At 70.6% G+C, this 22,985-nt stretch carries 23 protein-coding genes and 1 pseudogene; 9 read left to right on the top strand and 15 right to left on the bottom strand.

Going from position 1 to position 22,985, the window contains the following annotated elements; translation table 11 throughout:
- Positions 1-155 precede the first annotated feature (155 nt).
- Positions 156-1,373 carry an oxygenase MpaB family protein gene (locus C6Y14_RS00620; protein WP_107014439.1) on the top strand — a complete coding sequence of 406 codons (1,218 nt, stop codon included), beginning with the start codon at positions 156-158 and terminating at the stop codon, positions 1,371-1,373.
- Between the two features lie 22 nt (positions 1,374-1,395).
- On the opposite strand, the gene C6Y14_RS00615 is transcribed toward C6Y14_RS00620, so the two are convergent.
- The 3 genes from C6Y14_RS00615 to C6Y14_RS00605 all read right to left on the bottom strand — a co-directional run bounded on the left by C6Y14_RS00615 (position 1,396) and on the right by C6Y14_RS00605 (position 4,348).
- Complete coding sequence (locus C6Y14_RS00615; RefSeq protein WP_107014438.1) at positions 1,396-2,592, bottom strand: TetR/AcrR family transcriptional regulator; 1,197 nt, start codon at positions 2,590-2,592, stop codon at positions 1,396-1,398.
- 158 nt (positions 2,593-2,750) lie between these two features.
- Entirely contained in the window at positions 2,751-3,842 is a 1,092-nt protein-coding gene (locus tag C6Y14_RS00610; RefSeq protein WP_107014437.1) for an NAD(P)-dependent alcohol dehydrogenase, read from the bottom strand.
- Positions 3,839-4,348: a DUF4334 domain-containing protein gene (locus C6Y14_RS00605; RefSeq protein WP_107014436.1), complete on the bottom strand. Its 510-nt coding sequence runs from the start codon at positions 4,346-4,348 to the stop codon at positions 3,839-3,841. The genes C6Y14_RS00610 and C6Y14_RS00605 overlap by 4 nt, the downstream gene beginning before the upstream one ends.
- Positions 4,349-4,684: 336 nt before the next feature.
- On the opposite strand from C6Y14_RS00605, the gene C6Y14_RS00600 reads away from it, so the two are divergent.
- Complete coding sequence (locus C6Y14_RS00600) at positions 4,685-5,074, top strand: hypothetical protein (protein WP_107014435.1); 390 nt, start codon at positions 4,685-4,687, stop codon at positions 5,072-5,074.
- A 121-nt stretch (positions 5,075-5,195) separates the two neighbouring features.
- Here the strand turns inward: C6Y14_RS00600 and aztD are convergent, their stop codons facing one another.
- The 4 genes from aztD to aztB all read right to left on the bottom strand — a co-directional run bounded on the left by aztD (position 5,196) and on the right by aztB (position 9,607).
- Positions 5,196-6,398, bottom strand: a complete 1,203-nt coding sequence (gene aztD / locus C6Y14_RS00595) for a zinc metallochaperone AztD (RefSeq protein ID WP_107014434.1) — start codon at positions 6,396-6,398, stop codon at positions 5,196-5,198.
- 91 nt (positions 6,399-6,489) lie between these two features.
- On the bottom strand, positions 6,490-7,479 hold the full coding sequence (aztC, locus tag C6Y14_RS00590) for a zinc ABC transporter substrate-binding protein AztC (protein ID WP_107014433.1): 990 nt from the start codon (positions 7,477-7,479) through the stop codon (positions 6,490-6,492).
- Positions 7,476-8,708, bottom strand: a complete 1,233-nt coding sequence (locus C6Y14_RS00585; protein WP_107014432.1) for a hypothetical protein — start codon at positions 8,706-8,708, stop codon at positions 7,476-7,478. Before C6Y14_RS00585 ends, aztC begins: the two co-directional genes overlap by 4 nt.
- 20 nt (positions 8,709-8,728) lie before the next feature.
- Positions 8,729-9,607, bottom strand: a complete 879-nt coding sequence (aztB, locus tag C6Y14_RS00580) for a zinc ABC transporter permease AztB (RefSeq protein WP_107014431.1) — start codon at positions 9,605-9,607, stop codon at positions 8,729-8,731.
- A gap of 15 nt (positions 9,608-9,622) precedes the next feature.
- On the opposite strand from aztB, the gene aztA reads away from it, so the two are divergent.
- From aztA to C6Y14_RS00565, 3 genes are all read left to right on the top strand, one after another.
- Positions 9,623-10,366, top strand: a complete 744-nt coding sequence (aztA, locus tag C6Y14_RS00575; protein ID WP_107014430.1) for a zinc ABC transporter ATP-binding protein AztA — start codon at positions 9,623-9,625, stop codon at positions 10,364-10,366.
- Between the two features lie 168 nt (positions 10,367-10,534).
- Positions 10,535-10,849 (top strand): hypothetical protein, encoded by a 315-nt coding sequence (locus C6Y14_RS00570; protein WP_107014429.1) that lies wholly within the window; start codon positions 10,535-10,537, stop codon positions 10,847-10,849.
- Positions 10,850-10,897: 48 nt separating this feature from the next.
- Positions 10,898-11,464 carry an AAA family ATPase gene (locus tag C6Y14_RS00565; RefSeq protein WP_107014428.1) on the top strand — a complete coding sequence of 189 codons (567 nt, stop codon included), beginning with the start codon at positions 10,898-10,900 and terminating at the stop codon, positions 11,462-11,464.
- A gap of 101 nt (positions 11,465-11,565) precedes the next feature.
- Here C6Y14_RS00565 and C6Y14_RS00560 read toward each other — a convergent pair whose 3' ends face one another.
- From C6Y14_RS00560 to C6Y14_RS00540, 5 genes are all read right to left on the bottom strand, one after another.
- Positions 11,566-12,561: an ornithine cyclodeaminase family protein gene (locus C6Y14_RS00560; RefSeq protein WP_107014427.1), complete on the bottom strand. Its 996-nt coding sequence runs from the start codon at positions 12,559-12,561 to the stop codon at positions 11,566-11,568.
- A 73-nt stretch (positions 12,562-12,634) separates the two neighbouring features.
- Positions 12,635-13,558: an ABC transporter permease gene (locus C6Y14_RS00555; RefSeq protein WP_107014426.1), complete on the bottom strand. Its 924-nt coding sequence runs from the start codon at positions 13,556-13,558 to the stop codon at positions 12,635-12,637.
- A complete protein-coding gene (locus tag C6Y14_RS00550) occupies positions 13,555-14,634 on the bottom strand; it encodes an ABC transporter permease (protein WP_107014425.1) in 1,080 nt (359 codons plus the stop codon). Before C6Y14_RS00550 ends, C6Y14_RS00555 begins: the two co-directional genes overlap by 4 nt.
- A 60-nt stretch (positions 14,635-14,694) precedes the next feature.
- Positions 14,695-16,434, bottom strand: coding sequence for an ABC transporter ATP-binding protein (locus tag C6Y14_RS00545; protein WP_107014424.1), 1,740 nt, complete (start codon positions 16,432-16,434; stop codon positions 14,695-14,697).
- Positions 16,431-17,471 (bottom strand): BMP family protein, encoded by a 1,041-nt coding sequence (locus C6Y14_RS00540; RefSeq protein ID WP_107014423.1) that lies wholly within the window; start codon positions 17,469-17,471, stop codon positions 16,431-16,433. Before C6Y14_RS00540 ends, C6Y14_RS00545 begins: the two co-directional genes overlap by 4 nt.
- Before the next feature lie 165 nt (positions 17,472-17,636).
- Between C6Y14_RS00540 and C6Y14_RS00535 the strand changes: the two genes are divergently transcribed.
- Positions 17,637-18,356: a GntR family transcriptional regulator gene (locus C6Y14_RS00535; RefSeq protein WP_225890814.1), complete on the top strand. Its 720-nt coding sequence runs from the start codon at positions 17,637-17,639 to the stop codon at positions 18,354-18,356.
- Positions 18,357-18,384: 28 nt separating this feature from the next.
- Here C6Y14_RS00535 and C6Y14_RS00530 read toward each other — a convergent pair whose 3' ends face one another.
- Together C6Y14_RS00530 and C6Y14_RS00525 are read right to left on the bottom strand one after the other, a co-directional pair.
- The gene (locus C6Y14_RS00530) at positions 18,385-19,143 is read right to left on the bottom strand and encodes an alpha/beta fold hydrolase (RefSeq protein ID WP_107014422.1); all 759 of its coding nucleotides are present in this window, start codon (positions 19,141-19,143) and stop codon (positions 18,385-18,387) included.
- Between the two features lie 134 nt (positions 19,144-19,277).
- On the bottom strand, positions 19,278-20,438 hold the full coding sequence (locus tag C6Y14_RS00525) for a serine hydrolase domain-containing protein (RefSeq protein WP_107014421.1): 1,161 nt from the start codon (positions 20,436-20,438) through the stop codon (positions 19,278-19,280).
- A 131-nt stretch (positions 20,439-20,569) separates the two neighbouring features.
- Between C6Y14_RS00525 and C6Y14_RS00520 the strand changes: the two genes are divergently transcribed.
- Positions 20,570-21,043 carry a hypothetical protein gene (locus C6Y14_RS00520; RefSeq protein ID WP_107014420.1) on the top strand — a complete coding sequence of 158 codons (474 nt, stop codon included), beginning with the start codon at positions 20,570-20,572 and terminating at the stop codon, positions 21,041-21,043.
- Positions 21,044-21,064: 21 nt separating this feature from the next.
- On the opposite strand, the gene C6Y14_RS00515 is transcribed toward C6Y14_RS00520, so the two are convergent.
- A complete protein-coding gene (locus C6Y14_RS00515; RefSeq protein WP_107014419.1) occupies positions 21,065-21,436 on the bottom strand; it encodes a winged helix-turn-helix transcriptional regulator in 372 nt (123 codons plus the stop codon).
- 77 nt (positions 21,437-21,513) lie between these two features.
- Here C6Y14_RS00515 and C6Y14_RS00510 point away from each other — a divergent pair, with 77 nt between their 5' ends.
- Complete coding sequence (locus C6Y14_RS00510) at positions 21,514-21,924, top strand: RidA family protein (protein ID WP_107014418.1); 411 nt, start codon at positions 21,514-21,516, stop codon at positions 21,922-21,924.
- A gap of 87 nt (positions 21,925-22,011) precedes the next feature.
- Positions 22,012-22,834: pseudogene (locus C6Y14_RS00505) on the top strand (APH(3'') family aminoglycoside O-phosphotransferase).
- The last annotated feature ends 151 nt before the right edge of the window (positions 22,835-22,985 follow it).

Below are 22,985 nucleotides of genomic sequence, written 5' to 3'. Positions count from 1 at the left end.
GTCGTCGTCATCACCATTGCCGCCAGCAATGCACCTCGCTATGTTAATCGCAAATCACATTCCTGCTACAAGGTTCAGCACGCTCGGATCAAGCAACTGGCGGACGCCGTCGCCTGAATCGGTGTCGTCCCTCTCGATGGGAAGCAGGTAAGTCAATGGAGAATCTCAGCAGAAGAAGGGCACTGTCCCTCGGTGTCGCGCTCGGCCTGGTCGGCGTGGCGAACCCCGCCGGGGCGTTGTCGTCGACCGGCTCGACCGGCTCGACCGGCTCGGTGGCGGGCGCCGCCGCGGGGACCGATCCGGCATGGATCTGGGACGACGCGACGGATCCTCTGATGGTTTCGATGCTGGAGAACGGCCATGTGCCGGGCATCAACACCGCATGGGCGTCCTGGGTGAACAACAACGACCCGCTGCCCGCCGGCCTCCCGGACGTGTTCGCCGCGCACCTGCGGCAGTTCAACCGGTTGCCCGCCTGGGCGGACCGCACGAAGCTGGCCCGCGCCGCCGACTTCAACCGGCGCAGGGACACGTACCTCTTCATGCTGTACGGGCTCGGCAGCGGGATCATGAGCACAGTGATCCCGCGCGAGGCCAAGAGTGTCTACTGGTCGGCGGGCGGCGCGGACATGCAGGACCGTGCGGCCAAGACGTTCACCTTCGGCTACGACCTCTCCCAGTTGCGGGCCTTCGAGCCGACGGGGCAGTTCGTCGTCACCGCCAACAAGACGCGCGTGGTGCACGCCGCCGTACGTCACCTGCTGCCGCAGTCCCCGCACTGGAAGGCGGTCGCCGACGAGACGATCCCGATCAGTGCCGCCGACATCCTGGTCACCTTCCACAGCCTGGGCACCTTCGTGTACAGGAAGCTGCTCGACTGGAAGATCCCGTTCCCGGCCGCGGACCAGGAGGCGTTCCTGCACTCGTGGCAGGTCGCCATCCACCTGCTCGGTGTGCCGGACGAGCACATTCCGCAGACGTGGGCAGCCGCCGAGAAGCAGGCGGCGCAGGTGCTCACCCCGATCCTCACCCCCTCCACCGAGGGCATCGCGCTGGCCGAGGACCTGCTGGGCCTGACCGCACAGATCGACCTCGGGGTGACTCGCGGATTCCTCAACGAGTTCGTGCGTTACGTCCTCAACGACCAGGTGGGCGACTGGCTGGGGCTGAAACGCGATTACGCGTCGGCAGCCCTGGTCCGCACCGCCTGGCCGGCGTTCATCCTGTTCCGCGAGGGCCTCTCGCCCGTCATGCCCGGCACCTTCTACGTGTTCGACCAGTTCGTGCGCGCCCTGGCCATGCTGTTCCTCAACAAGGGCTCCTCCGGGACCACCACCCCCATCACGATCCCCACCGGCAACAGAGCGGGCTGAACCGTCGGGTTCCGGCGGCTGTTCAGAGCCCGAGCGCGCCCAGCATCAGGGCGGTTACGGCCGCACGATGCCCGGGGCTGTCCCGCCACCGCAGTCTGCGTCCCGCCTCGACGACCACTCCGTACCCGGCGTGTACCAGCACCCGGGCCTGGCGCGGGTCCAACTCGGGACGCACCAGCCGCAGTTCCTGCTCCCAGACGGCGATGTGTTCCCGCTGGGCGAGCACCACGGGCCGGCGCAGTGCGGCCGGCAGCCCGGCGAGCTCGGCCTCGGCGACGCTGTTCAGTTCGGTGTACTCGAAGCTGTAGGCCACGTAGGTCGCCGCCAGAGCGACGACGGACTCGTACGGCCCCGTCACCTCGTGCAGGTTGCGCTCCACACCTTGGGCCAGCAGCCCGGCGGCCTGCAGGCACGCGGCTGCCAGGATGTCGATCTTGCCGGGGTAGTGGCGGTAGAGCGCGGACGGGGTCAGTCCCACCGCCTCGGCGATCTGTCCGTTCGTGACGCTGGTGAATCCGTGCCGGGCGAACAGCGGGATGGCGGCCGCGAGGATCTCCGCGCGTCGCGTGCGCGGCACCGGCCGGGCGGGCAGATCGATGCGGTGCGCGTCGGGCCGCCCCGGGGCCGGATCGCTCGCCGCCACACCCGCCGCGGACGCCAGCAGCAGTTCCTCGGCCCGGCGTTGGGCGATGGAGGTGTGGTGCATCGTGATGGATCCGATCGCGCCGAGGGCTGCCGTGGCGCGCAGCTGATCGTCGGCCGGCGGGTGCTCGCGTCGTACGGCGTCATCGACCCGCTCGACGAGATGACCGAACTTCGCCGCGAGCCGGTGGCGGTCCTCGCGGCTGAGATACCGGGCCTCCCAGCGGTAGACGCCGCCCGACGCGCGATGGGCGACGGTGATCCGGGTGACGGCGGTGAGCACGTCCGTCAGCGCCGCCCCGGGCGGCACTTCGTCGAGTGCGGCGACCAGTCCGTCCACCATGACGTCGGCGCACTCGGCGAACAGCGCGTACTTGTTCGGGAAGTGCCGGTACAGGGCGGCCGCGGAGATGCCCACACCGGCGGCGACGTGTTCCATGGACGCCGAGTGGTAGCCGCGCTCGCTGAAGACCCGCCCTGCCGCCTCGACGATGAGCTGTCTGCGGTTGCGGGGCCGAGCGGCCGCGGTGCGGTCGGCGGTCTCGGCCGAACGGGCGGACGGGGAGGCGGAGGCCATGCGAATCAGTCAATCACACGACGTCAGAAGGCGGACTCCCTCGGCGCCGCCTGCACCGCCCCACCCGTCCGGGCAGCCCGCCCCGCCCCTTGCTCCGCCGCTCCTGATGGCAGGCCGGAAAATCAGGGCAGGTTGGAGCGGTCCGTGTCAGGCGAAGGTCAGGCGAAGGTGAGCACCGGCTTGACCACGGACCCGTCGCCCATGGCGGCCACGGCCACGCCGATGTCCTCGAAGGGGAATGTGGTGACCAGCCGGTCGAGCGGGAAGAGGCCGCGTTCGTACAGGTCCACCAGTTCGGGTATGAAGCGCGCGGGGTCGGAGTCCCCCTCGATCACTCCGTGCACACGGACCCCCTTGGCGAGCAGGCTCAGCACGTCGAACGTCACCTCCCCGCCGAGGCCGAGCAGGACGACATCGCCGCGCGGGCGCAGTGCGCCGACGGCCCGGCCGGCCATGTGCGGACGGCCGGTGGTCTCGACGACGTGGTGCGCGCCACCACCGGTGAGGTCATGGAGCGCCGTCACGAGTCCGTCCCCGGGCGCAAGAGCCGCCTTGGCGCCGAGCGCGGTGGCCAGATCACGGCGGGCGGCGACCGGATCGACGGCCACCACCGGGTCGCAGCCGACCGCCACCGCGGCCATCAGCGCGCTCAGACCGACCGCGCCCGCGCCCAGGACGACCAGTGCCGAGCCCGGTTCGGGGCGCAACCGGTTGAGGACGGTGCCCGCGCCGGTCTGACCGCTGCAGCCGAGCGGCGCGGCGACCGTGTCCGGCAGGCCCGCCGGCACCCTGACCACACCGCGTTCGTGGACGACGGCGTACGTGGCGAAGCTGGACTGGCCGAAGAAGCCGGCGTGCAGCGGTGAGCCGTCGAGGGAGAGCGGAGTCGTACCGTCCGCGCGTCCTCCGGAGAGGTTACGAGCCCGCGCCGAGCGGCAGTAGGCCGGGTGGTCAGCCGTGCACTGGTCGCAGGTGCCGCAGCTGGCGAAGGTGAGACAGACACGGTCCCCGGGTGCGAGGCCGGTCACCTCCGCGCCCACCGTCTCGATCCGGCCGGTGCCCTCGTGGCCGAAGACCATCGGGGTGAGGTGAAGGGGCCAACTGTCCCGCATCCCCAGGTCCGTGTGACAGATGCCGACCGCGGTCATCCTGACCAGCACCTCGTGTGCGCGCGGGTCCTCAAGGTCCGCGGCGCGGACGGTGAACGGGGCGCCCGGCGCCCCGGTGACCGCGGCGCGGACACGTCTCACGCGTCGTCTCCGGCACGCGCGCCCTCGCCCGCGCCCTCCGGGACCCGCTCCAGGAAGAAGTAGTAGAAGGGGCCCTCGTCCGGGACCCCCTTGGCATGCATGATCCCCATCAGCGTGGTGTCGTCCACCTGCTTGAAGTGGTCGAGCACCGGCTGACCGTCATAGACCATGGTGGCCGTCGTCTCGCCGCGGAACTCGACGGTCCACAGGCTCGCCTCGCCTTTGCCGAGTTCGCGGTTGGAGTACAGCCGGCCCGTCGCGTCACGGCACATCAGCGGCTTGACGTCGTGCACGGAGGTGAACGTCTTGCCGTACCAACCGGCCTTCTCCAGTTCGCCGTTGAGGGGGTGGCCCGTGCGGAACTCGCCGCCCTTCCACTCGCCGAGGATGTCCTCGGGGCGGACGGTCGCCAACGCCGCCCAGATGGCGTCGAGTTCACGGGGGCCGACGGGGCCGTCCTTCTCCCGAAGTTCCTGGAAGCTGACGCGGGCCTCAAGAATGTCCATTGCGGGTGCCCTCCTGCGGTCTGCTTAGCGAACGATCAGTAGAGCCCGGCATCAGGCGTCTGCCCTGCGGCTACGTCTCCGGCTCGGGCGCTCGAAAACCAGTATTACAGGGGCAGTTGATCGGCGACACCCATGGGCTGAAGTTCTTAGCGAACGCTCAGTAGGCTCTGTATCGGTCGTCTCTTGCGACCACGGCGCGGCAGGCCCGCCGGAGCTGACTCGTACACCAGAGGCTTCTCGTCCGGCGGAGCCCGGTTGCCGCCGACTTCCCGGCGGCGGACCGGCATACCGTACAGAGGTGCAGGCGTCGCGCCGCGCGGAGGAGGAAGCCTGATCATGAGCGAGCAGGGATGGGACCGGGCCCTTTGGAAGGACGCGGGCGTGCTGGACGGGGCGATCAGCGGGCCACCGCGGTCCTTCGTGACCGGGGGCGGGACGCGCCTGCGGGTGGAGTACCGGGTGACGGGCGAGGGCGTCGCGGAGCTGAACTACACGCCGACCGGCCAGGAGGGGGAGGAGGAGGTCGGCGTCGACGAGCCGCGCCTGCCATGGAGCATGGAGGTCTTCATGCCCGGGCCGATCGCGATACCCGTACTCGGCGTCACCCTCGGCGAGGACGGCGGACGAGCCGAACTGGTGGTGCTGGTCGACGGCCGCGAGTCCGCCCGGGTCACCGTCACCGGACGCTCCGCCATCGGAATCTGCGTGGCCGACCCGTTCCCGTAGCGGCGGTCGGCGCCGCTGTCGCAGCCCGTCCCCTGGAAAGGGGCGGGCTGCGAGGAGTCCACTGCGGTTGTCCGGGCGAACCGTCCCCACGGCCCGCCGGTCGTGGGGACGGTGAGCGCGGTCAGTGTCCGGCGACGACGCCCGACAGCTCGTTGGTGCTCCGGGGCAGAGTGACGGAGGTGATCTCCTTGCCTGTCTTCAGGTCGACGGCGTGCAGGGCCTTCTTGTTCGGGTCGGAGACGTAGGCCGTGCCGCCACGGACGAACAGGGTGGGCCGGGGCTGCTGCCAGTCCAGCGGTTCCTGCCAGGTGCCGACGACCGGGATCTTCTTCTCGGTCTTCCCGCTCGCCGGATCGATCACGTGGACCGCGCCGTCCGTGCCGAGGACGAGTGCCTCACCCTCCGGTCCGCGGGCCAGCGAGCGGAAGGAGTAGCTGGTGCCCAGGTCGACCAGGCGCAGCTTCTTCTTCTCGGTGTCGATCAGGGAGATACGCGTCGGCCTCTCCAACTCGGCCTCCGCGTCGGTCTTGTAGTCGCCCAGGAGGATCGGAGAGACGTCGCTGCCGGCTTGGTTGCCGATACGGCCGTAGTCGTCGGGAGCCTCGACCTTGGTGAACTTGCCGTCCTGGTAGATGAGGATCCCGTCCTCGCACCCGACGCCGACGGCCTCGTTCTGTGCAGCGGCCTCACCGTGCACTCCAGGGCACTTCTCGTAGCGTGCGAGTTCCTTGTTGTCCTTGTCCAGGACCAGCGCACCGGTCCGCTTCTCCTCGGTGCCCAGGGTGCTGAGGAGTTCGCCGTTGGCCAGTTCGATGGCGACACCGTGGTGCGCCTCGGCGGAGGCGTAGGTGCGTCCCTGCGGCTTCTTCCCGCTGCTCAGATCGGCGGGGTCGAAGACGTTGACCTCTCCGGTGCCGTCGGTGAAGAGCACCGTCCTGCCCGCGTGGCGCACGACGTGGCCGGGCTTCGCGCCCTTGTACTCGATGTCGGTGAGAGTCTGCCCGGCGGCGTCGAGCATGCGGAAGCCGGCGTCGGTGGAGACGACGACATGGTCCTTGTCACCTGCGGGGTTGAGCCGGTTGAAGCCGGGGAGGTCGATGGTCTTGCGCAGTTCGAGGCTTTCGCCGTCCAGGATGTACAGACCGCCGTCGAAGCCGGCCACCAGCGGCTGGTTCACCGCGGTCGCGGGCTTCGTGCTCGGGGTGCCCTCGGCCTTGGCGTCGGAGGAGGCCTTCTCCTCTCCTCCGCAGGCACTCAGTACCGTGGTCACCGCCAGAGCGAGTGCGGTGCCCGTGAGGGCTCTGGTACGTATCGACTTGTTCATCGTTGTTTCCCTTTCTCGCCGCGCGGTGGCGGCAGTGACAGCAGGGGGCAGGTGCCGGTCAGTCACCGGTCAGGTGTCGGTCAGGCGCCAGTCAGATGTCGGTCAGGCCCTGGGCCAGGCCGTCGGTCATGGCAGTGGTGTTGGCGCGCATCATCCGCAGGTACGTGTCGGCGCCCTGGCCCTTCGCGGTCAGCGACTCCGAGTACAGCTCGACGACCCGCACCCGGCCGCCCAGTTCCGTGCGCAGGACCTCGGCGAGCCGGGTGGGCTGCGAGGAGTCGGCGAACACGGTGCGTACGCCCGCCTGTCGCATCGCCACGGTGAGCGAGCGCAGGTCGGAGGAGCTGGGCGAGGCCAGCGTGGTGCCGCTGGGTATCACCGCACCGATCACCTCGAAGCCGAAGCGGTCGGCGAGATACCCGAAGACGTGATGGTTGGTCACCAGGGCGCGCCCGTCCTCGGGGATGCGGTCGAAGGACTTCTCCATCCAGGTGGTCAGGTCCGTGAGTTCTTCGCCGTACCGGTCGGCCCGGGCGCGTATCACGGACTCGTCCACGCCGTCGACGTGCTCGATCACCTGGTCGGCCAGCAGACGGACGGCCTTGCGTACCCGGTCCGGGTCGGTCCAGAAGTGCGGGTCGGGCTGCCCCGCCCCGTCGGCGGGGCCGCCGTCGTCGGCCGGGTGGAAGGTGAGCGGGTCGACCGCCTCCCCGGCCGCGAAGGTGGCGACGCCGGACTCGCGTGCGGCGTCCACATGACGCAGGACGTTCGCCTCAAGTCCCAGACCGTTGTGGACGACCAGGTCGGACCGTTCCAGCTCGGCGGCCTGCACCGCCGACAGGCCGAAGGAGTGCGGGTCGGCGTTGGGCTTCATCAGAACGGTCACGTCGGCCTCGTCACCCACGATCTCCCGGGTGATGTCACCGAGGATGTTGGTGGTGACCACGATGCCGGGCTGATCCGTGTCGGCCGTGCATCCCGAGGCGGCGGCAACCGTCATCAGGGCGAGCAGGCCCACGCCCAGACTGCGCAACCGTGCCCCGTACACCCGCACGCGTCGCTTCGTCGCGGTCCACTTCATCGACCGGTCTCCGCCATGAGGACCGGCTCGATGTCCAGGTCGAAGGAGCGCGCCACGCGCAGGTTGTCGTTGTAGTCGATCTCGTACACCTTCTTGCCCCGGGCATCGTTGACGTAGGCGCGGCTGCGGTCGACCTCGATCACGGGCGCGCTGTCGGTCCGCTTCTGTTCGGTGAGGAGCTGCTCGGTCCGTGCGAGGTGCTTCCCGGTGGCGACGTCGTAGCCGTGCAGCGAGCCGTCGGTCTCCAGGACCAGCAGGGGAGACCCCTCTCCGGCGGTGGTGGCTGCGACGACGGGCCCGGTCTCGACGCGGGTCCAGGTCCGTTCGGTGACGTCGAGAACCCACACGGCGTCGTCCCCGGCCGGTGCGGTGAGGGTGTCGCTGCCGGGCCGCTGGCGGAAGGTGGCGGCCCGTTCCTTCGCAGGCACGTCACCGCTGTAGGCAATCTTCTCGGCGGAGAAGGCACCGTCCTCCGCACGGACGAGCAGGGCGCCGTCGGCGCAGCCCAGGACGACGCCGCGACGCGTGACGGCGTCACCCCGGGGCCGCTCGCATTCCACGTCCGCCTCCGGGGCGGCCACGCGCCGGCCCTTGCGATCGAGTACGACGAGGTGCGGAGTGCCACCTTCGCCGGCGAAGGCAAGAAGGTGTTCCCCGTAGGGCACGACGGCGCCGGTGTAGGTGCCCGGCAGCGTGCGGGAGGAAGCGATCTCGCCCTTCTCCAGCTTGCTCCGGTCGTACAGGACGCTCTTCCCGGCGTGGTCGGTCACCGCGGTCACGGCGACATCGCTGCGCACCTGGGCCCGGCGGCTCCGCGGCAGGTCGCCGACGTCCCGTATCGCGGCGCTGTAGTAGTGGACGTGGTCTCCGTGGTTCACCGTCCAGGCGCCGCTGTCGAGCACGTGCGTGCCGTCGGAGGTGTGGAGGTAGCCGAACCTGCCGTCCGTGCCGAGCCGGTTCGCACCTTCGATCCGATCCGTCGTGTGCACCTTGCCGGTGATGAGGTCGAGGACCCGGCCGGCTCCGTCGGCGGGGTCGTTGAGGATCAGGCGGGACTGCTGTTCGGCGGCCTCCTTCGCCCCCTTCACGTACCCATGAGCCGTGGAGGACGAGGAACTCGCCGCGGGCCGTGCGTCGTTGTCCCTCTCCCGTGCGCAGCTCGTGGCGAGCAACGCGGTGAGTGCCAGTGCGGCCGAAGCCCACGGAGTGACGTTTCTGCGGACAGTCATGACGATCGCTCAGGCTTCTTTCAGTTGGCTTCAAGGGCAGAGACAGAGGCGGAGGCAGGGTCAGGCGAGGGGGAGGGGCGGGCAGTGCGGTGACGCAGGCCGGACGCCAGGTGCGAGACGAAGAACAGGCTCACCGCGAGGGCCGAGACCGTCGCGCCGGCCGCGGTGCCCAGATGCCAGGACAGCAATAGGCCCCCGAAGGTGGCGGCCGCACCGAGGAGCGCCGCCCGGACCATGACTCCGTGGACACTGCGCGCCCATGGCAGGGCCGCGGCCGGCGGGGCGATGAGCAGCCCGAGGACCAGCAGCGTTCCCACGATGTGAAAAGAGGCGACGATCGCGAGACCGAGCAGGCCCAGCAGCACGGCGTGGGCCAGGCGAGGCCGCAGACCGAGGGTCCGGGCCTTGCGTGAGTCGAAGGCCAGTGCCAGGAACGCGCGGTGGCCGAGTACCGACACCACCAGTGCCGCGCACAGTGCTGCCGCGAGCAGGTAGAGGTCCTGCTGTCTGACGGCGAGGACGTCACCGAAGAGGAAGCCGGTCAGGTCCACCGCGAAGGACTGCGACCGCGACACGATGATCACGCCGAGCGAGAGCATGCCGACGAACAGCAATCCGATCCCGGTGTCCTGGGACAACCTCCGCGTACGCCCCAGTGCGGAGACCCCTGCCGTCATCACGGCGGCGCTCGCCACCGCGCCGACCAGCAGGTTCCCGCCGAACAGTGCCGCCAGCGCTACCCCCGGCAGCAGCCCGTGGGACATGGCGTCCCCGAGGAAGGCCATCCCCCTCAGCACCACCCAGGTGCCCGCCAGTGCGCAGATCGCGGACACCAGGATTCCGCCCCACAGGGCTCGCTGCACGAAGGTCACCTCGAACGGGGCCGTCAACCATTCCATGCCGGGGACACTACAATGAAAATCATGTTCAAAACACCTCGCGAGTCATCCACCCCGCGCCCGGCGCAGACCCCGCACGTCCGCTTCGCCGACCTGTACGCCGGCTATCCGGGACGCCCCGTCCTCCATCAACTCAGCGCGCACATACCGAGGTTGACCATGACGGCACTGGTCGGGCCGAACGGCAGCGGCAAGTCGACCCTGCTCGGCGTTCTCGCCGGTGTGATCCATCCGACATCCGGCGAACTCCAGCACGCCGGAGAACGGCAACCCGCGTTCGTCCCTCAGCGCGGAGCCGTCGGTGACAGCCTGCCGCTCACCGTCCGGCAGACCGTGGAGATGGGGTGCTGGGGCAGGCGCGGACCATGGCGACGGCTGAACCGCCGGGACCGTACGGTCGTGGACGCCGCGCTGGACCGGCTCGGCGTCGGCGACCTCGCCTCACGTCAGCTGGGCGAACTGTCGGGCGGACAACGCCAACGCACCCTCATCGCGCAGGGGTTGGCGCAGGAGTCGGACCTGCTGCTCCTCGACGAACCGACCTCGGGCCTGGACCCGGAGGCGAGGCAAAGTATCGAGGTGCTGCTGACGGCGCTCGTCGCCGACGGGGTGACAGTCGTCCAGGCCACACACGACCTGGAGGTCGCACGCAGGGCGGGCGCCTGTCTCCTGCTCCAGGACGGCCGCCTCATCGGGCAGGGGCACCCCGGCGAGGTACTCACCGAGTCGGCACTGGCCCGCATGTGGCAGACGCTCTGAGGGGGCGGGCCGAGGACGGCGGGGGCTATTTGATGGCATACCGGGCCTGCCGCCTGCCGCCTGCCGCGCTTCGGCCATGAGTCCCCAGCAGCCCTACGGCGTATCCGGCCACTCCTGGCAGGGCAGGGCAGGCCGATCGACGCTCGCCCGCTGTTCAGGTCGGAGCCGGTGTCGCTCCTCGACCTGTTACGCGGTCTGCGGCGCAGTGAGTGGAACAGGGCCGCGGTCCCGGGCCGGACCGTGCGCGACCTTGCCGTCCACATCCTCGGTGACTGCCACGGTCGCCTCGGCCGCCCTGGCCGTCCCGGCCGGAGCGCAGCGAGCCCTCAGCCCGCCATGGCCCCCGGGGAGCCGCTGGAGCTGTTCATCCACCGGGCCGACGGGGAATGGATCGACCTCCACACCGACCGCGGCCCCGCTGAGATCATCGACGCCCTGTCCACGGTCCTGGACATCAGCCCTCGCGCCGCGCCCCCTCGCTGAGATCCGGTGCCGTCGCCGGAACGGGGCGGTCATGTCTAGGCTGACGGCATGGCGTTGGTGTGGGTCACGGGCAATTCAGGTGCTGGGAAGTCCACGGTCGGCGGGGTGTTGCGGGCGCGTGGGCACGTCGCGCTCGACGCCGACGAGGACGGTTTCAGTCGCTGGATCGATCGGGCCACGGGGGAGGTAGTGGTCGATCCTCCGGACCCGGTTCCAGCGGGCTGGCTCGATCGATACAGGTGGGCGATCCTTCGCGAGCGCGTTGAGGCCCTCGTCGAGGAGTCCCGTTGCCGCGTCGCGTTCTTGTGCGGGTCGGCGGAGAACGAGGCGGACGTCCGGGATCTTTTCGACCGCACCGTGTGCCTGGTGATCGACGAGGACACACTCCGCCACCGGCTTGCGACCCGCACTACGAACACGTTCGGCCGGCATCCCGAAGAGCTCGCAGCGGCCCTGAAATGGAATCCTCTGATGCGGTCGCTCCATGAGAGCCGCGGGGCAACGGTCATCGACGCTTCGAGGCCGCTGGCCGAGGTGGTTGGGAGAGTGCTCGACGCAGCTCAGGAGCTGACAGCGGCAGCCCGAGCTGCTCAAGGAGAGGATCCTGCCACTTGAAGGTGCGCATCCCGAGAATCCCAGGCCGATCGAACTCGTCGGTGAATTGACCGTCGGGGGACTCCGGTCAGTGTGTGGCGGGGGCCGTCACCTGTTCGGTGTCATGCTGCCAGGTCGGTCCGGGTTCCCGTTCCGGACTCCGTGGCGAGGTCGATCAGCAGGCGGGCCACCGCCAGGTCCTGGAGTCCCACGCCCACCGAGTCGAAGAGGGTGATCTCGTCGTCCGCCGTACGCGCCGGTACGAGTCCTTCGAGGACGTCCCCCAGCTCCCGGTCGAAGTCGGCTTCCGTGAGCGCGCCTTCGGCCAGGGGGATCAGCACTTCGCCGGACTTGCTGCGGGCGGTGGCGAAGGAGTCGACGATCAGCCGGGAACGTACGATCCCCTCGGTGTCGATCTCCCGGTGGCCGGGGCGGGGAGGCGCCCCCACCGCGTTGACATGGGTTCCCGGGCGCAGCCACGCGCCCTTGATCACGGGTTCCCGGGACGGCGTGAGGGTGCACAGCACGTCCGCCGCCTCGGTCACCTCGCGGGGGCCGGGCAACAGCTCGGCGTGCAGGCCCAGTTCGGCCGAGATGCGGTCCACGAGGGCGGCGCCGTTCGCGGGGGTGCGGCCCCACACCGCCACCGACTTCCACTCCCGTACGGTCGACAGTGCCCGCGCGTGGGCCAGGGCCAGTGGCCCCGTCCCGACCAGGCCGAGGACCTGGGCGTCCTGACCGGCCAGCAGCCGGGTGGCGACGGCGGTGGCGGCCGCCGTACGGAAGCGGGTGATGAGAGCCCCGTCGAGGACGGCCTCGGCCTCCCCGGTCCGGGCCGACAGGACCAGGACCGTCGAGCGCTGCACGGGCAGCCCCCGCTCCCGGTTGGCGGGCAGGTCCGCGAGGAGCTTGACCGAGGCGAGGCCCGCTGGTGCGGACACGGCGGCCATGGGGAGGAACGTGCCGTCCGAGCCGGGCAGGTCCAGAGCGGGCGGTGCGGGCAGGGACACCCGTCCGCGGCTGAGGTCGCGGTGGGCCTGTTCCACCGCCGCCTCCACCTCGGCGGTGGCGTGTTCGAGCAGGCCGCGGATGTCGGAGCGGTTCAGGATCAGGGTCATCGTCGGCTGTCTCCGGTACGTCTGGTGGGGTGGGGGATGGTGGGACGGGGGATCAGCGAAGGCGGGATCGGTGTCATGTGCCGCGTACGAAAGGCACCGTGAGCGCGGACGGCGCCCTGCTGCGGCCGACCAGACCACTGACCGCCAGCAGGGCGAACACGTAGGGCAGCGTGGTGAGCAGCGGCGCGGACACATGGAGTCCGAGCGCGGGCGCGGCGAACTGGAGGGCCTGCGCGGTGCCGAAGAACAGACAGGCCAGCATGGTGGGCCAGGCCCGCCAGCGCCCGGCGATCACCGCGACGACCGCCAGATAGCCCACACCGGCCGTGAGGTTGTCGCTGAAGGAGTGCACCTCCGACAGCGCGAGCTGCGCGCCGGCCAGCGCCGAGGTGGCGCCGGTCAGCAGGACGACGCCGTACCGTACGGCCCGTACGGGCAACCCGCATCGGTCCGCGGTCGTCGCGTCCTCCCCGACCGCGTCGACCGCGAGTCCCCACGTGGTACGCCGTGCCCCGGCGACGGCGAGGACGGCCGTCACGGCGAACGCCGCGTAGCCGAGGGCGCTCTGCTGGAAGAGGGCGGGCCCCAGGACCGGGATGTCCCTGAGGACCGGTACCGGCAGCGGGTCGAAGCCCGGCACCGAGCCGGCGCCGCCGTCGCCGAACCACAGCCGTGCCGCGTAGGTCGTACCGCCGAGAGCCAGGGCGTTGATGGTGATGCCCGTGACGATCTGGTCGGCGCGCAGGGTGACACTCAGCACCGCCTGGAGCAGTGCGACGACCAGGCCAGCGACGACGGCGGCGCCCACACCCACGACCGCACTCCCGGAGGCGAGCGCACCGGCCGCGCCCGCGAACGCGCCCGTGAGCATCATTCCTTCGACCGACAGGTTGAGAACTCCCGCGCGTTCGCTGAGCAGTTCACCGGCCGAGGCGAGCAGCAGCGGCACGGCGAGGCGGACCCCGCCCGCGGCGAGTTCGTCGAGCACGGCGCTCATACGGTGCCTCCCGCACGGCGGTTGCTCCACAGCATCGCCGCCGCGATCAGCAGCACCAGGACGCTCTGCACGATCTGCACCGACGAGGCGGGTACCCCTGCCGCGAGCTGCAGGTTGATGCCGCCGCTGGTGAGGAAACCCAGCAGCAGGGAGACGGCGGCGACCGCGGTCAGTGAGCCGCGGGCCAGCAGGCCCACCACCAGTCCCGTGAAGCCGTACCCGGAGGAGAAGTGTTCCGCCAGCACGTACGGCGCGCTCGCCACGAGACAGGCACCGGCGAGCCCCGCGAGACCGCCGGCGACCGCGAGCCCGCCCTCCTGGAGACGGGACACCGGCAGTCCGAGCCGCGCCGACGCGGCCGGGGAGTGGCCCACCGACGTCAGCTTCAGGCCGGTCCCGGTGTACCGCAGGACGACGGCGGTGACGACGACGGCGACGGCCGCGACGACCACGATCGCCGTCGCGGGCGACTGCGCCCCGGCGATCAGGGGAAGCCTGGCGCCCTCCGCCAGCGCCTGCGACTGGGGCAGCGTCTCCGAGGAGGTCACCTGCTGTCGCAGCAGTCCCTCCTCGTGCACGGCCACCGACACGGCGCCCGCGCCCACGAAGTTCAGCAGAAGCGTCGTGATGACCTCGCTGGTGCCGCGCCGGGTCTTCAGCAGCGCGGCGATCCACGCCCATCCGGCGCCGCCGAGGAACCCGGCGCACAGGGTCAGCGGTATGCCGACGGCGGCCGGAACCTGGACGGGCAGGGCCAGTCCGGTGGCCGCGGCGGCGAGGCCGCCCGCGCACAACTGCCCCTCGCCGCCCACGTTCACCAGCCCGGCCCGGTGCGCCACGCTGAAACCGGTGGCGATCAGGGCGAGCACGGCCGCCGAGTTCAGGGAGGTGCCGACGGAGTACGGGGAGCCGAACATGCCCTCGTCGAGGGCCGCCCAGGCGGTCGAGGGGTCGGTGCCCGCGGCGACGACGAGCACTGCGCCGACCCCGACGGTCAGGATCGCGGCACCGGTGGCCAGGGACAGGGGATGGCGCAGCCGGGAGAGGAGGCGGGGCGGGGCGAGGGAGAGGGTCATGACGGTCCTTGCGCGAAGGCGAAAAAGGGACTGCGAGGGGGCGGCGACGGGACGCCGGAGTCAGGGCAGGGGTGGGGTGGTGGCCGGATTGTGCGGGGGCGTACCTGGTGTGGTGTGCGCCGCCGGAGCGGGCACCGGCCCCTTTGGCACCGCCCCCTTCGGCACCGCCTCCTTTGGCACCGGCTTCGTTGGTACGGGTTCCGGCGTTACAAGGTCGGCCGCCGTCGGCGGCGCCGCGGCTTCCGCGCCGAGCATCAGGTGTCCGATGCGCTCTCGGGCCGCCGGCGCGCTGGTGGCGACCGGAGCGGACAGCCGGCCCCGGTAGGCGACGACCACCCGGTCGCAGAGGGCGAGGAGTTCGTCGAGTTCCGAGGAGACGACCAGGACTCCGGCGCCCCGGGCCGCGGCCTCGCGTATCCGGGTGTGGACGGCGGCGACGGCACCGACGTCGAGACCGCGGGTGGGCTGCGCGGCGGCGAGACACACCAGGGGGTCGAGGGCGAGTTCCCGTGCCAGCACCACCTTCTGCTGGTTGCCGCCGGACAGCGTGGACATCGGGGTGTCCGGGCCGTCCGCCCTGATGTCGTGGGCGGACAGTACGTCCTGGGCCGCGCGGCGCATCGCGGGCCGGTCCAGGAACAGCCCGCCGCGGCGGAACCGGCCGAGCTTTCCCAGGAAGAGGTTGTCCGTCACGGACAGGTCCGGGACGCAGCCGTCGTGGTGGCGGTCCTCTGGCACGACGCCCAGACCGGCCGCGGTCCTGCGCCGGGGCGTGGCCCGGGTGATGTCGGCGGCGCCGAGCGTGAGCGAGCCGGAGCCGGGGGCGCGGGAACCGCCGAGCACGGCCATGAGTTCGCTCTGCCCGTTGCCTTCGACACCGGCGATCCCCACGATCTGTCCGGGCTCCACCTCCAGACGGACGTCGTCGAGGGCGGGCACGCCGTCCGCACCACGCACGGTGAGGCCGTCGATCCGCAGTGCGGGCGGTCCCTGAGGGGTGGCGGAAGCGGCGGCCGTGGCGGGGGTTGCCGGGCCGGCCAGGCCTGTCGTGCTGGACAGTGCCGGGTCCAGGGAATCGGCGGTACGCCCGATCATCAGCGGGACGAGCTTCTCGGGAGGCAGGTCCGCGAGTGGACCGCCCCCGACGACCCTGCCCCCACGAAGCACGGTCGCCGCGTCACCCGCCCGCCCGACCTCACCGAGCTTGTGGGTGATGAGGACCACCGCGCCGCCCCGGTCCGCGATCCGCCGGCAGGTCGCCAGCAGGGCCTCCGTACCGGCCGGGTCGAGAACGCCCGTCGGCTCGTCGAGCAGCAGCAACCGCGGCTCGCGCAGCAGGGCCTTGACGATCTCGACCCGCTGGCGCAGCCCCACGGGCAGTTCGGCGACCCGGGCGCCGGGATCGAGCACCAGCCCGTACTCGTCGGCGACCCGGTCCAGGCGTCGGCCGAGACCGGGCAGCCGCAGCAGCCGCAGGTTCTCGCCCACGGTGAGCGTCGGTACGAGGCTGAAGTGCTGGTGGACCATGGCGATCCCGGCGCCGAGCGCGTCGGCCGGGCGGCGTGGCGCGTACGGCTGCCCGTACAGGCGCAGCGTGCCGGCGTCCGGCGCGAGTGAACCGCCCACGAGATGGCACAGGGTCGACTTGCCGGCGCCGTTCTCGCCCAGCACGCAGTGCACGGTGCCGGACTCGACGACCACCGTGACGTCCTGCAGCGCGCGCACGGAGCCGAAGGACTTGCTGAGATCACGGATTTCCAGGGCGGGGGCCCGGGACTCCCGGCCTTGTGACGTGCTCATCGGGTTTTGATCTCCCCGGCTGCGATCTTCGCCTTGAGCTCGTCGAGCTTCTTCGTCGTCGGGGCGGGCGGATTCCCGCACAGCACGATGTCGTTGTGCGGCTCTTCGAAGGTCAGCCCGAAGTGGACCGACTCCGCCTTCCAGGTGCCGGCGGCGAGGTGGTCCGCTGCGTACTCGATCTCCGCGCCGATGTCCGTCTCGACGTACCCGGTGTAGGCCGCGTCGGAGGAACACGGGTGCGCGATCGGACCGCCGATGAGCGAACCGTCGCTCTGGGCGGCAGCCTGGGCGAGACCCTTGTGGCCGAGGTTGAGGATCTGGCCGAGGACGTCGGCACCGGCTCCGAAGTCGGCGAGCGCGGACTGCTTGGCCTTGGCGGCGTCGTTGAAGTCGCCGACGTACTGGGGTGCGAGGACCTTCACCCCGGGGTCGGCGGCCTTGGCGCCGTCGGCGAAGTTCTTGGCCGCGTTGACGATGGCGGGCAGCTCCGCGCCGCCGACGAACGCCACCGTGTCCTTCTCGGACAGCAGGGCGGAGGCGGCCCCCGACAGATAGGCGGCCTCGGCCTGCTGGGGGTCGTAGAGCGCGAGGTTGTCGAGCGGCTCGGCGTCGGCGGGGCCGCCGATCTCGGCGAACCTCACGTCGGGGAACCGTGCGGCGACCTTCCGCACGGCGGCGTCCGTCTGCCCGCCGAGGGAGATGACGAGGTCCGAGCCGGTGGCGAAGCAGACGAGGGCCTGCTCGTAGTCGGCGGTGGTGACCTGCTCGGCCTTGCTGAACGCGATCGTGCCGTCGTGCTTCTTCGCGGCCCGCTGGTAGCCGCGGTACGCCGACTCCATGAAGCCGTCGTCGGAGAGCGAGCCGGGGAAGAGGACGCCCACCTCGAACGTGCTGTCTGCGGTGCTCGCCGCGGGGGATCCGCCGCATCCGGTGAGAGCGACGAGCCCGCCGAACGCGGCGGCACAGGCCAGCGCACGGTCGAGGCCGCGGGAACGAGCGCGAGAACGGGTGCGGATGCGGGGACGGGACTGCGGCATCGAGTGCCTCCGGGGGACAGGGCCGAGAGCCAGTTACTGGTATACCGTTAAGTGGCACTCAGTGTGGAAGCCCTGTGTTTCAGCGGTGTTAGGGCGCGGTTAGCACTCGCTGCGCCTGCCGGGCGGCGGCCTAGAGTGAGCAGTCCCGGAAACTGGAGGAAACTCGTGGTCAAGAGCGCCGGACCGCCCGCGGAGCCGCGCGGATACCTGCGCCAGCGTGCCTACGACTCGCTGCGTCAAAGGATCGTCGAGGCTGAACTGCGGCCCGGGCAGCGCCTGGTGGAACGCGACCTCGCCGCCGAACTGCAGGTGTCCCGGATTCCCCTGCGGGAGGCTCTGCGGCTGCTGGAGGCCGACGGCCTGGTCCTGCTCGTGCCCCACCGCGGTGCGCTGGTCGCTCCGTTCACCCCCGCCGACGTACGGAACCTGTTCGACGTGCGGGAATCACTGGAGTCACTCGCCGCCCGTCTGGCGGCCGGACGTGCCGACCGCGCCGGCCTCAAGCAGCTTGCCGCCCGGCTCGACAGCGCTCGCTCCGCGACCCGCGCCGGCGACCGCGACGCCATCGCCGCCGCCAACGCGGGCTTTCACATCGACATCGTCGGCCTCGCCGACAACCCGCTCCTGACCGGCATCATGCGCCCCCTGGAGGCACGTACGCACTGGCTGTTCCGCCTCACCGCACAGCGCGACGCGGCCCAACAGTGCAGCGAGCACGAAGAGTTGTACGACGCGATCCAGGCGGGGGACGGCGACCGGGCCGCGGCCCTCGCACACGACCACATCGCGGCCGGCCGACGGACGAGTATCGACCTGGCCGCCGAGTGGACGGACCCGGAGCTGGACCCGGAGGCGGTCGCGGCCCGCCGCCGACGCCGCCGCTGAGCCGAGATCATGCCGGGAGGGGCAGGTGTCAGGCCGCGAAGAACTCGTGGACGCGGGTGACGAACCATTCGGGTTGTGCCAGGTGCGGATAGTGCGTGCGCTTCGGCGTCTGCTCGGCCACGGCGCCGGGGATGCGGTCGGCGAGCCAGTCGGCGTAGTCGTCCCCGGGGTCCGTGCCATGCAATGACAGGTACGGGAGACCGGGCGGGAGACTCGTGGTCCGTCGAGACCACGCTGCCAGGGTGTCGGCGTCCCAGTCGAGCAACGGGGTCCAGAAACCGCTGAACACGTCCTGGTCGAGGGTGCGGCGGAGCTCGATGTCGGCCACGAGCGCAGGGTCCAGCTCACCGTGCAGCGAGGCGAAGACCGTCCGGACGAAGTCCGCGAAGCCCTCTCCCCGTACAGCGGCGGCCATGTCCGCGGGCAGCGGGCCGACCCGCAGTGACTGGTCGACGTTCACCACACCACGGGTGGGATGGCGGGCTGCGTAGGCGGTCGCGATCACCCCGCCCAGGGAATGACCGACGACGAACGGGGGCTGGTCCCCGGTCGGGTCCTCGCCCAGCGACTCGATCAGGTCGTGGATGTCCTCCACCGACTCGTCGATCCCGAACGGCGCGGTCCTAGGAGATTCCCCGTGGCCGCGCAGGTCGACGCGCAGGACACGGAAGTGCTGCTGCAGATCGACGGGGTCCCAGAAGCTTCGGTTCTCGGTGATGCCGTGGACCGCCACGAGCAGCGGTCCCGTGCCCTTGATGTCGTGGGCAAGCTGTTGATCGAATGTCATGGTCACTCTCGGTCGCGATGCGGCTTCGACGGATCGGCACCGGTTCGGAAGACAGACCGAAGGGCGACTTCTTCCCCAACGCCGTTGCCAGTCAACCCTAAACGCGTTGCACGAGCAGCGGAGCGGTTGCTGGTTCAGTGGTTCTCGGCGCGGACGCGGTCGGCGATGCCCTGTGTCAGTTCCTCCGCCTGGTCCTCCAGGTTCCACTTGCCGTCCTGGTACGCGTGGTTGCTGACCCAGAAGACCAGGACGCCGTCGCGCAGCGACCTTGTGAGGTAGGCCAGTGACCAGTCGTTGCCGCCGTTGTGCCAGACGGTCCGTCCGGTGGGGGTTTCGCGGACGGCCCAGCCGTATCCGTACGAGCCGTCCAGGCCGGGCACCTGGACGCGTGGCGCGAACAGCTTCCGCCTGGCCTGCTCCGGCAGTACTTTGTCGCCCGCGAGGGCCCGGTGCCAGCGGAACATGTCCTGGGCGGTGGAGAGCATGCCGCCGTTGCCCCGTAGATGCCAGTGCGGCCCGTCGGCGGCCCAGGGGTGGTCGAGGGGCCTGCCCTGGCTGCGCCCCTCACTGTCGTACTCCACCGCGACCAGGTTCCGCGGCCACCGGGGCAGGACGTATCCCGTACGTCTCATGCCGGTTGGGGCGAACAGGTGCCGGGCCAGGAACGGCTCGTATCCCTCCCCGGACGCTTTCTCGACGATCGCGGCGAGCAGGCTGTATCCGGTGTTCGAGTAGTGGAACTCCTTCCCCGGGGCCGACTGCAGCTTCGATGCCATCGCTTGCCGCACCAGTTCGTCGCGCGTGATGGGTCGGTAGTCGTCGCCGAGCCCCTCCACGAGACCCGAGGTGTGCGTGAGCAGCTGGTCGATCGTGATGTCGCGCTTTCCCTCGGGCACCGGACCCAGGAAGCGGCTGATCGGGTCGCTCACCCGCAGCCGTCCCATGACCTCCAGCTTCAGGATCGCGGCGGCGGTGAACTGCTTCGTGATCGACATGACGTCGTAGACGGTGCGGCAGCTCGCGGGAGTACCGGAGGCGCGGTCCGCTGCCCCGAAGCCACCGCAGTACGCGAGTTCGTCGCCGCGTGCGGCGATCACGGTGCCGCCCGTCCCGGCAGGCAGGACACGGTGGAGGAAGTCGCCGACCGACTCTCCGCCGCGCCCCTTCGGAGCGGCCACGGCGGACCCGGTGGCCGGCCGTCGGGCATCACCGTTCTCGGTGCACGCGCCCAGCGTGAGCAGGGCCGCCAGAGCGGTGACGGCGGCGCGGGTACGGCAGCAGCGGGGCAGACCCATATGACCTATGACCTCCAACATCGGGAATCCGCACCGAGGTTGACGGTCGCCACCGCCGTTCTTCAAGCTGTCAGGGCGTTCGAGCTTGTGCGAGCCCGTGTACGTCCAGCTCATCAGGGGGGACCACCGTCATGACCACCGCACCGCCCACACCGCCGGACACCGACGCGGCCGCCTTCGTGGCGGCGCTGCGACGGCTCAAGGTCTGGTCAGGTCTGAGCTACCGCCGGCTGGAACGGCACGCGGCCGACGCGGGCCACTGTCTGCCGTACTCCACGGCGGCGACCATGCTCGGCAGGGAACGGCTTCCCCGCGAGGAACTCGTCGCGGCGTTCGTCGCGGCCTGCGGGCTCCGGGGCGACGAGGCGGAGGCATGGCTGGACGCCCGTACGGACATCGCGTGCGGCCCTTCACCCGCGTACGCCGCGCCCATGGACATCGCACCCGTTGTCGCCGCACCGGCACGCCCCCGCTCACGGCGGTCGCGGTGGGCGGTCGTCGCCGCGGCGGCACTCGTCACCGCGCTCCTCGGTGGGGCGACGGCCTCCGGCGCCTTCACCGACGACGAAGAGGTGCTGCGGACGTCGACGTCGGTTCGCCTGTGACGCCCTGTGCGTGTGGTCCTCTCAGAGGCCCGCTTCTTCCTGCCTGTCGAAGTCTCCGCGCGCGTCTTCGATGGCGGGCATGTGCTGCGTGGCCCACGCCAGCAACACGTCGATGGGGTGCCGAAGGGTCTTGCCGAGGGGCGTGATCCGGTACATGACCGCCACCGGGCGGGTGGAGACGACCTCGCGCTCGATCACACCGTTGCGTTCCAGCCGCCGGAGCGTCGCCGTCAACGATTTCTGGGTGACCTGGGGGATGGCCCGACGCAGTTCGTTGAAGCGGCACGGGCGTTCGCAGAGTTCGTTGAGGACGCTCAGCGACCACTTGTCGAGGATCTGATCGAGCAGTTCGCGGTGCGGGGCCTCGATCAGGAGTTCGTCGTCGGTATCCATGGCGAAACCTGGTCTCGTTGAAGTGTCCTTCTCCTACTAGGTAGCTTACAGATACTTACTCAGGAGGAGAGAAGATCATGACTGTGCAGTACTTCACGCCGGAAGGCATGCTGCGGCCGACCCCGTACCACCATGTGGCCGTGGGTACCGGGACGAGGCATGTCCACGTGAGCGGCCAGATCGCGCGCCAGGCCGACGGGACACCGGTCGCGCCCGGCGATCTGGCCGGACAGGTCGCCCAGGCGCTGCGCAACACCTCCGTCGGGCTCGCAGGCGCGGGTGCGTCGTTCGCGGACGTGCTGCGCCTGACGTTCTACGTGACCCGGTGGAACCCGGACAAGATCGGCGACTTGATGAACGGTCTGGAGACGGTCGCCGACGAGATCGGACTCCGGCTTCCCATGCCACCGGCCTCCCTCATCGGCGTCGATTACCTCTTCGAGCCGGACGTTCTCGTCGAGGTGGAGGCGACGGCGATCCTGGAGTGACCCTCGTGGCGGCGCCGTTGAGTCGTGGCATGCCCTGCCCGGGTGAGCAGAGCTTCGATGGACCACTCGCTGGTTAGAGTGGCGGCCATGGGTGATCGCCGCGGAGCTCGGACCATGTCGCCGGTGCTCCTCGGCGTGGATGACGGCGGCTGGTCGCCTGTCACGGGCGGCGAGTCGGGAGCCACCGTCTTTCGCAGCGCGGACGCCACCCGGTACGCCAAGTGTGTGTCTGCCGCGGGTGCGGCCGAACTGGAAGCCGAGCGTGACCGGTGCGCCTGGCTGAGCGATCAGGGTGTACCTGGCCCCCGAGTGCTCGACTGGCGGTCCGGTGACGCCGGCGCCTGTCTGGTGACGAGCGCTGTCTCCGGCGTACCCGCCGGTCAACTGCCGGCTGCGGACCTGCGGGTGGCCTGGGAACGCATCGCGGACGCGGTCCGCCTGCTGCACGAGACCTCCGTGTCCCGGTGCCCCTTTCGCTGGGGTCTGGCGCGCCATGGTCACCATGGCGCGCGATGTCGTGGCGCGTGACGCGGTCAACCCCGAGTTCCTCCCCGTCGAACAGCAGCAGACGCCCACCGCGGAGCTGCTGGACCGCCTCGTCCACCAGGTCGCACGGCGACGGGAGCAGGAAGCCGTCGACATGGCCGTATGCCATGGGGACCTGTGCCTGCCCAACATCATCCTCGATCCGCGGACCCTGGACGTGGCCGGCTTCGTCGACCTGGGCCGCCTCGGACTGGCCGACCGCTACGCCGACCTGGCGCTCCTGCTCGCCAACGCGCGAGAGACGTGGACGGACGAGGAGCAGGCCCGGGACGCGGACACGGCCTTCGCCGAGAGGTACGGCATCGCGCTGGACCACGACCGCTTGAGGTTCTACCTCCACCTCGACCCGCTCACCTGGGGCTGAGCGATTTCCTGGGACACCGCTCGGGCAACTCGGCGCCGATTCATGGAACCGATTCGTTGATACCGGACCTGGACATTCTCGGGATCGTCTGAAGATCCGCTCGGCCCTAGTGTCGGTGGCGTCAGCAGGAAGCACTGCAACCGACAGTCGC

The sequence above is a fragment of the Streptomyces dioscori genome, assembly GCF_003024195.1.
In the GTDB taxonomy this organism is placed as follows: Bacteria; Actinomycetota; Actinomycetes; order Streptomycetales; family Streptomycetaceae; genus Streptomyces; species Streptomyces dioscori.
This window is presented reverse-complemented; position numbering and strand designations above follow the sequence as displayed.